7 protein-coding genes are annotated in these 8,403 nt (G+C 35.5%); 2 read left to right on the top strand and 5 right to left on the bottom strand.

The features are described 5' to 3' along the window. The first annotated feature begins 448 nt into the window (after nucleotides 1-448). Nucleotides 449-1,219 carry an SDR family NAD(P)-dependent oxidoreductase gene (locus KMHG_RS16410; RefSeq protein WP_010291202.1) on the top strand — a complete coding sequence of 257 codons (771 nt, stop codon included), beginning with the start codon at nucleotides 449-451 and terminating at the stop codon, nucleotides 1,217-1,219. 48 nt (nucleotides 1,220-1,267) lie between these two features. Here the strand turns inward: KMHG_RS16410 and KMHG_RS16405 are convergent, their stop codons facing one another. The 5 genes from KMHG_RS16405 to KMHG_RS16385 form a co-directional block, all read right to left on the bottom strand. Further along, the gene (locus KMHG_RS16405) at nucleotides 1,268-2,479 is read right to left on the bottom strand and encodes a helix-turn-helix domain-containing protein (protein ID WP_010291199.1); all 1,212 of its coding nucleotides are present in this window, start codon (nucleotides 2,477-2,479) and stop codon (nucleotides 1,268-1,270) included. A gap of 362 nt (nucleotides 2,480-2,841) precedes the next feature. Beyond that, nucleotides 2,842-4,350 (bottom strand): primase C-terminal domain-containing protein, encoded by a 1,509-nt coding sequence (locus KMHG_RS18130; protein WP_010291197.1) that lies wholly within the window; start codon nucleotides 4,348-4,350, stop codon nucleotides 2,842-2,844. Nucleotides 4,351-5,500: 1,150 nt separating this feature from the next. Then, nucleotides 5,501-5,959, bottom strand: a complete 459-nt coding sequence (locus KMHG_RS16395) for a hypothetical protein (RefSeq protein WP_010291195.1) — start codon at nucleotides 5,957-5,959, stop codon at nucleotides 5,501-5,503. Beyond that, entirely contained in the window at nucleotides 5,952-6,758 is an 807-nt protein-coding gene (locus KMHG_RS16390) for a ParA family protein (protein ID WP_010291194.1), read from the bottom strand. Before KMHG_RS16390 ends, KMHG_RS16395 begins: the two co-directional genes overlap by 8 nt. 248 nt (nucleotides 6,759-7,006) lie before the next feature. Continuing rightward, complete coding sequence (locus KMHG_RS16385; RefSeq protein WP_010291193.1) at nucleotides 7,007-7,516, bottom strand: hypothetical protein; 510 nt, start codon at nucleotides 7,514-7,516, stop codon at nucleotides 7,007-7,009. A 242-nt stretch (nucleotides 7,517-7,758) separates the two neighbouring features. On the opposite strand from KMHG_RS16385, the gene KMHG_RS16380 reads away from it, so the two are divergent. Beyond that, complete coding sequence (locus tag KMHG_RS16380) at nucleotides 7,759-8,292, top strand: hypothetical protein (RefSeq protein WP_010291192.1); 534 nt, start codon at nucleotides 7,759-7,761, stop codon at nucleotides 8,290-8,292. The last annotated feature ends 111 nt before the right edge of the window (nucleotides 8,293-8,403 follow it).

The following is an 8,403-nucleotide window of genomic DNA, read 5'->3' as shown; positions in this document are numbered from 1 at the left end:
CTCGCCATTTGCTTTCGTTACGTAATGACGTATATAGCCGTTTTCTTTTTTGATTTCATATGTTGCTTTGGACTTTTTATTTTTATCTAAAAACAAATCATCGGATAAACGATTAGAGCCATCTTTTTTTAAGGAGCTAAGATAATTACTATTTCCTAATTGAATATTCATTGCAACCTCCAATATGTAACATATTTCCTTTTATATCGTCTGCTGTTTACTTAGTTAAAGGGGCGGAAAGTTCCCGAAGCAATGTTTGGGAATCTTTTTTTGTATGATTTTGTATAGAATTATCTTAAAAACAAACAAAATAATATATAAATCCTTATAAAAATATTTAAATATATGTATTTTTGTTTATCCGATTTACTTAAACTAAAACCGTACTACAGAAGTTATTAGTTAATTGAGGATAAAATGATTTTTTAATAAGGAAGGAGATTTTATTATGAATAAATTAGTTGGTAAAGTTGCAGTCATTACAGGTGCTGGTGGCGGTTTAGGTAAATACATCTCACAACGTTTTGCTGAAGAAGGTGCAATATTAGCATTATGTGATATTAATGCTCAAGGGCTACAAGAAACAACTGAATTATGCGAAAGTAAAGGGGCTACTGTATTTGCAAAAGTATTAGATGGCTCAAAATTAGAGCAATCAGAGGCATTTATTGCTGAAACAGTACAACAATTTAAGACAGTTGATATTTTAGTAAACTTAGCAATGGCCATTCAGCCACCTCATTCATTCTTAGAACATACACGTGAAACACTGGAGACAAGTTATCAAACAGGTCTTCTGATGACTTGGGACTTTATGAAATTATGTTATCCATACTTAAAAGAAAATGGTGGCAAAATCATTAACTTCGGTTCAGGTAGTGGAAATGAAGGACAAGAAGGCTATGCAGCATATGCAGCAATCAAAGAAGCCATTCGTGGTTTATCTCGTGTTGCGGCTCGTGAATGGGGTCCAGATAACATCAACGTAAATGTAGTCAATCCAGGAGCAATTACAGATGGTATTCAAGCATACCTTGATACATTACCGGAAGGACAAAATGATCCGCTATATTTAGGCTTCTCACAAACGGCTATTCGTCGATTTGGGACGCCATATGAGGATATCGCACCTGCTGTATTATTCTTAGCAAGTGAGGATGCTCGACACATCACAGGTCAAACAATCAATGTAGATGGTGGCGTTATTATTAACGCTTAAAATAACAAAATAGGCTGTCCGAGAAATACTTCTTGGACAGCCTATTTTTTATGAATGAATCGGGGGCTTTTTTCGATATTGCTTAGGTGTCACACCAGTGAATTGTTTAAATAAGCTTGTAAAGTGACTCTGACTGTTGAACTGAAGCATCATGCAAATATCAGCTATTGAATGATTGGTTTGGACTAATAATTGTTCTGCTTCTTTCAACTTCATTTCTTGAATATATTTCCCAAGTGGCTTTCCCGTTTCTTTTTTAAAAAGTTGTGATAAATAAACCGGATTCAAATGCACAAGATCCGCTAATTCTTGTATCGTAATGTGTTCAAAAATATGATTAAAAATATAATTTTTACACATATTCACCGATTTCGAATGGATACTAACTTTATTTTCATTCATACGATCAATTAATGCGAATAATAAACCATCACCAATATAGAATATTTTTTGTAAATCGTCTGTTTCTTCTACTTTTTGAATGCTAATATCGTTCATACTATAAGCTATTTCAGGATATAAACCACCTTCAATGGCAGCCCTTGTTGCTAAAGCTATATAAATAATCACCTGATTTTTCATATTACGAAGATGACTCTTTTTTGAGAGTACCCCTAATGAATCCATATCAATGGATTCTAAGTGTTCTAAGAGCTTTTCTTTTTTTCCCTCTTTGACATACTGCCAAATTTTTTGTTCGATCTGATGGTCTAAATGCAATGCGTTTCCTAAGCGATTATCTCGAATGGTTTGTTCTATATGAATTTTTTCTAAATCCATTATCTCCAAGATTTGATTGCGTACTTGTTCTGTATCAAGAGGCTCTTGGTATATGAGAAAATAGAGGAGTGAACACAGTGATACGATTTGTTTTTGGTTTAGTAACTTTAATTGATTGTAATACTCATACAAATCTTGCTGATAACTTAGTGGAATATTATAATCTCGGATTAAACGATCTATACTATCTTCTGTCATTTGAAAATTAGTAAATGGTCCAATAATAGCCCATTCTTTTGGAGAGGTATTCAAAAGAATAAATGTTTCTAAATAGTTCGTAATATGGATTAAAGGAACCTTCTGCTGATTATCAGACGGAAGAAGCTTTGTTATAAAGGACTCTACTGAATCAAACATGGGAGATTGTATATAGTGACCAATACGCTGTACCTTCTGGCTGCCTATATCGAAAATAAAAAGTGGAATATTAAAATTGTTATATATTAATTGAGAGATGTGTTCTAATTTTTTTGTAGTCAATATGCCAACTCCTAATGAGTTAAATACCTTGTAAAAAAAAAGCAAACTCAATGATACCAACTATTATAGGCATTCTATATAGATTTTCCAATAAATCAATTTGTTAGGACTAGGAACATTCCCAAAACCGTATTTGGTATTCTTTTTTACTTAACTTTGTAAATCTACATTTTATGGCGAGACCATATACTAAACTAACTATACGGCATATATTTAAAACGAGGGGAAAAACCAGAAAACCTCTATAGCCCCTTGCTTTAGAAAACAATAATACGGTGGTAAATCTTATATACAACTAGGTTACTGGGCTCGGCTAGAGAGGCACGTAATTAGAAATATGTTAGGCACACTGGAGTATTGAATCAACCAACGGGGTCGAGGGAGCGGATCATAGACAGTTGTACGTCTGGTGGACCGTTGCGGCGGTTGAGCATGACACGAAGTTGTTCGTATCCGCCAATCGGTGCGAGCTGCGCAATGTAGCTTTGTACGAGACCAACGATAGCGATGTTGTATTGTGCCTTCATTTGGCGTTGCGTGTGCATAATATGAGTCCATAGCAAACTAACAGTCGTCCAGCCTGTTTTTGCGTAGCGGCCACGACCGTTCACTGTTTTTAATAATGTTTTAGAACGCTTTAGTACTTCGTTCAACGTGCTCTGAGGCATTTTAAGCGCCGCACAGAGCTCTTTTTGTGTTAGCCAGACAAATGGCTCGTCAGGCACGGAAAGGTCCTTTAAATAGGCGATAATGTCTTGTTCCCACTCTTCGTAGTGGCTGCGCACACGGTCTTTACGTGCTTTCTTATGTTTGTACCAATATGTACTACCGAGGTTTACTTTGATGTCGCCGCCATTATGTACGTACGTTTCAAGTAAAGCTTGCACGTACTCACGCTTTGCCCCACGATATTCGCCACTGTACGCTGAGTTAATGATGGCGCGCATGTCGTGAATGTCGAGCGGGTAGCGCAGGTTCGAATTGAATTCGTCGAGCATGTCGTACACACGACCTTTGTCGATCCCCTCTTGATAGCACGCCAAAGCAAGCGTAAACATCGTGTTATTACGCCCGAACTGCCCTTTTTGGCCTTTAATATCAGTTGCATGTAAAAGCGCTGCAAACCATTCAGATTGCAGTAAATTCGTTGATGTGAGCTTGCGCGGCACGACGTATAGCGTACGGCCAAGATCATCGTCAAAACGCTCTGACCAGTCCATAAGCTCTTTCCATTCATAACGCGCGTCGCTGTACCAAACGATATTGTCGTTCGTTGGCATACGGAAAAAGCCGAAGTCATTGCAGTATTGGTCTGCGCTAACTTCTTTCAGGCTACGTTTGATGTTCTCAGAAATACGTTTCGCCACTTTCAAGCCACGGAAGTCATTATTTTTAGAAATGAAAAACGGCGACTCTAACAGGAAGTACACTTGATAACCGCGTGGCGACTCAATGATCATCGATGGTTCGCCAATCGATTCGTCGATGCATGCCAGCATAATCTCGTTCATACTGTATTTTTTCGTATCAATATCAACGACGAACGCATTGATCTGAGACAGGTTCTTTTCTTCGAAACCTTTTATGTATGTGCGCGCAGGATCCGCATATTCGCCGTAGCAGTACACGTTTGGCGTCCAGTGTGAAAGCGAAGGTGCATCTTTCACAAGCGTTTCCTTCGACGTCACGATATAACCGCGAACACGACCATTGGCGAAATGCTCTTTTTGGCGAACGACGAAAACCACACCTTTCTTGTCGGACGTGTCGACGAAAGCTGCGTGCGCTAAACGTGAATTTTTTGTTTTATATGTCGTTAAACCGTTGTGAACGATTGATGATAACACAGTTTGTAAGTTGTACATTGTCATGAAAAACGCCTCCTTTTAGCTATTTTTGGTAGCAAAAGGAGACGAATAAAACGAAACGTAGAATATTCGAGCTAAAAGCATTGAAACCTCTAAGTTGTGTCTGATATAATCATTCACATATAGAAATGCTTTTGAACAATCGCCAAAGCTTTTAGTCACTGCCGAGTGTATCGCCAAATACCTCGATCAAACTAACAAGTTCTTTGTTCGAAAGTCTCCTTGCTATTTTAAATAGCTATTTAGTTTTTTTATTTTTTCTTGATTTAGTATGAAAAGAGAAAAGACATTCGCCAAAATGATCTTTTCACGACTCTCGCCAAAGAGTCAGCTAAACCATCTTAGTGTCTATTGAGACATTAAGGTGGTTTTTTCTTTTCATTTGAATATATATAAACATATATTTTGGACGTTGTAAACCTTGATATTTCGCCTTTTAGACGCCCTTCAATAGATTGTTTCTACATTTGTACGAATAACTTCTATGCATGTTTCTACATTTCCACATTTGTTGGAAAGTTTTTGCCTTTAAACTTCCATACATGTTTCTACATTTCTACATCTGTTGGAAAGTTTTTGCCTTTAAACTTTCATGCATGTTTCTACATTTCCACATTTGTTGGAAAGTTTTTGCCTTTAAACTTCCATACATGTTTCTACATTTCTACATCTGTTGGAAAGTATAAGTTTTGAAAATGTTGATATACCAATGTTTTTGAAAGAAATTTGAGGGGATCGGTGAGTGATTTAAGAAAAGAACTTCTACGCATGTTTCTACATTTCCACATCTGTTGGGAAGTTTTCGCCATCAAACTTCTACACATGTTTCTACATTTCCACATCTGTTGGGAAGTTTTCACCATTAAACTTCTATACATGTTTCTACATTTCCACATCTGTTGGGAAGTTTTCGCCATCAAACTTCTACACATGTTTCTACATTTCCACATTTGCTGGGAAGTTTCCTGCTGAAAAATTTTTTGCGGAGATATTTATAACTGGAATTATGAGTATTAGTAACTATCGTTATTACAAAGTAAATTTTACCATATTTAAAACTTTTTTGAATAGTGAGTTTTTTATTTCACTATAGGAAACTGCTCAAATTTTTGATAATAAAAAGCCCTTTTTCTAATGAAAAGGGCTTTATTTATTAATCTTCTTTATTTTTTAAGAATTTTGTTTCCAGCATGTATTCATATTGTTTTTGCTGGCGAGGTGTTAATTCGTGCTCAACATAGCTATCGATCATCAGTTGCATAATTTCGTACATTTTTGATGGTTCGACAAACGAACTCAATAACGATAATTCTTCATAAACGAATTCTGGAGCGCGAATAGATTTTGTAACTGAATTACGACCGACCGTTAGATTCGCTTTAATATCTTCTAATGTCGGTTTAGTCGATTTACGTTTTACAGTTGGTGTTGGTTTTACTACTTCTGTTTCAGTAGCTACAACGTCAGCTTTTACTTCTTTTGGTTCTTCACCAGATTTTGCTTCTACTTTTGGTTTATAGCTAAATGCATTTTGTTGATCGGGCTTTGCAACAGGTTTCGCAGGTTGCATCGTCTTTCTTTTCTTAATTAAGCCGCCCTTCTTATTACTCATACTTACCAGCCTCCTCAAATGCATCGATTTTTTGCATTAATTCTTCTGTCGCTTTTGTAAATACAAGGTGTGCCTTGCGATCGTGCTGATCATCGTTTGTAATACCTGTGACATCCCAAACTTTTAATCGTTCAAGGTGACGAATTTCATTTTGCATCACGTTATCATTACCGAATAACTCTTTTGCACGTTCTACTGTCGATTCATCAACACGACTGCCTGGACGAAGTAAAACAGGTAAAACGCCTGCCACTTGAATGTCTGCATCGTAGTTGTCTGCCATGAACTGTAAGTAAGAAACATATGTTTCAGAGCCTTCTAATGATAATTCTTGTGCTTGTAAAATGATTAAAACGTAATCAGCCGCCATCATTGCGTTATCCGAAAAATCAGAGATCGTTGGCGGTACGTCGATTAAGATGTAATCGTAGTTATCTTTAATCGGTTCAAGCAACGATTTCAAATAAGATACTTGTTCAATTTCATTATCGAATTTCTTATATAAAAACTTCGGTAAATTTTTGAAAGTGAGTGAAGCGGGAATCATATGTAGATTTTCCGATACTTCAAGAATACATGGTGTCAGATCCCCTTGCTCAAAACCACTAAAAATCGTATTCGGTAATTCTTCAATACCAGCTGAACGCGCAATTAACGTCGATGCGTTCCCTTGTGGATCCATGTCGATTAACAGTACTTTTTTGTTGTATTTGTTCGCCATTTCCCAAGTCGTCATCACCGATACTTTCGTTTTACCAACGCCACCTTTAAAGTTACCCATCACAATTGTTTTAGCCATAGTATACCTCCTGATTTTTCATTATAGAGCTAGTATACCACGTTTCTACATTTGCTCAAACATATTTCTACATATGTATGTAAATGTTTCTACATGTGTATATTTCGAATGATATAGCGTATATGTGTCGTAATGGCTATAAAAAATGTTTCGTACATATTTCTACATTTTTATAAACATTTTTCTACATTTGTTGGAATTAGAAAAAGCATTCCTATATTAGAATGCTTTTGATCTCTATTAAATTTTTAGAAACTGATGTACAACTCATGATAATCTTTAATTGCTTTCTTATTGCCTACTACTATCGTAGTGTAAATATCTGAGCTACTTGAAAATTTATAAACGCCGATATAATATTTTCCTGCTTTATAAAAACTCCAGTGTAATCTTCCAAAAGACTCAGATGTACCATACCAATTTAATTCCTTACCAAAATATTTTCTAATAGAAGCGTTTGAAATTAAGTAGCTATATGTACGATCTATTGATACAACTTTAGAAGAACGGAATGCATATGTATCTTCAGATAATGTGTATTTTTTTAAAACTGGATCGATCCAATAACCTTCGCGATTCTTTAATTTCAAATTCTTTTTTAAAGATCCTACCTTTCCTTGTGCACCAGGCAATGTACCTTTTTTTAAATTATTAGCAAACGTAGGCTTCATTTCATATTCTTTTGCTTGCACCTGGAGACTATCAAACGCTGATAAGATTAATAAACTCACTAGCATTCCTAGTAATACTTTTTTCATAACTTCCACCCTTCCGCAATTTTGGTTTTAATCTTATCATAAAATTAATTATAAAAGTAAAAATATGTAAATCGTTTTTAGGCGTTTTTAGCTTGTAAATACGCGTAAATAGTTATTATCGGAGTATCCAAAAACAGAGCATACGTTCCTGTTTTTCCGTTGAAAATATCATAAAGTTATTAAATACATAAATGCCTTTAATTGCTAAAATTAAGTATACGAAATCGGGGGTTATTTATTATATGAAAAAGTGGGCAACTATTTTATTAGCTTCGAGTTTAATGTTCTCGACTGTAGCTTCAACAACTTTAACGAATGATGCAAATGCGAAAGAAAGTACGACAGTTGAAACTGCTGCAGTTAAAGAAGCAACTTATAAGAACATATATTTTGGTGATGACAAAAGTACTTTTAAGAAAAAAGCTAAAGCTAAAAAATGGGTTTTCTTAGAAGATAGCTATAGAGGGGACTATCATGGACTGCATTATAGAGGAAAAGTGTATGGTCGTTCTGCTTTTATTTTAGTAGAATTTAAATATGGTTTATTAACTGGTATGGCAGTTAATTTTGAAAAAGAATCAAAACTTACTACCTGGAATAAAGTTCAATCTTTTAGAAATGAAGTTTATCGTAAAATTAACAAAGACTTAAAATATAAAAAAAGTACCACGTCAAAAAAGGACGGCAACATTGTAACTCAGTGGAAATTCAAGAAAAAAACAGTTATACAAACTACAGGATATAATAATGCTGGGATTTTATATTCGAAAAATTAAAAATGGACAAAACCACAAGTCGCTCGATCGCGACATGTGGTTTTTTTCATTTCCTTGCTCCCTAATCCCGGCCCCGAACTCAATGAACCGCAATCAGCAACTTCGCAGATC

It is taken from the genome of Kurthia massiliensis (assembly GCF_000285555.1).
In the GTDB taxonomy this organism is placed as follows: domain Bacteria; phylum Bacillota; class Bacilli; order Bacillales_A; family Planococcaceae; genus Kurthia; species Kurthia massiliensis.
This window is presented reverse-complemented; position numbering and strand designations above follow the sequence as displayed.

What these genes read in the sequence shown, in the direction of transcription:
- KMHG_RS16410 (WP_010291202.1), top strand. Translation starts at nt 449, where the DNA reads ATGAATAAATTAGTTGGTAAAGTTGCAGTCATTACAGGTGCTGGTGGC.
- KMHG_RS18130 (WP_010291197.1), bottom strand. Translation starts at nt 4,350, where the DNA reads ATGACAATGTACAACTTACAAACTGTGTTATCATCAATCGTTCACAAC.
- KMHG_RS16395 (WP_010291195.1), bottom strand. Translation starts at nt 5,959, where the DNA reads ATGAGTAATAAGAAGGGCGGCTTAATTAAGAAAAGAAAGACGATGCAA.
- KMHG_RS16390 (WP_010291194.1), bottom strand. Translation starts at nt 6,758, where the DNA reads ATGGCTAAAACAATTGTGATGGGTAACTTTAAAGGTGGCGTTGGTAAA.
- KMHG_RS16385 (WP_010291193.1), bottom strand. Translation starts at nt 7,516, where the DNA reads ATGAAAAAAGTATTACTAGGAATGCTAGTGAGTTTATTAATCTTATCA.
- KMHG_RS16380 (WP_010291192.1), top strand. Translation starts at nt 7,759, where the DNA reads ATGAAAAAGTGGGCAACTATTTTATTAGCTTCGAGTTTAATGTTCTCG.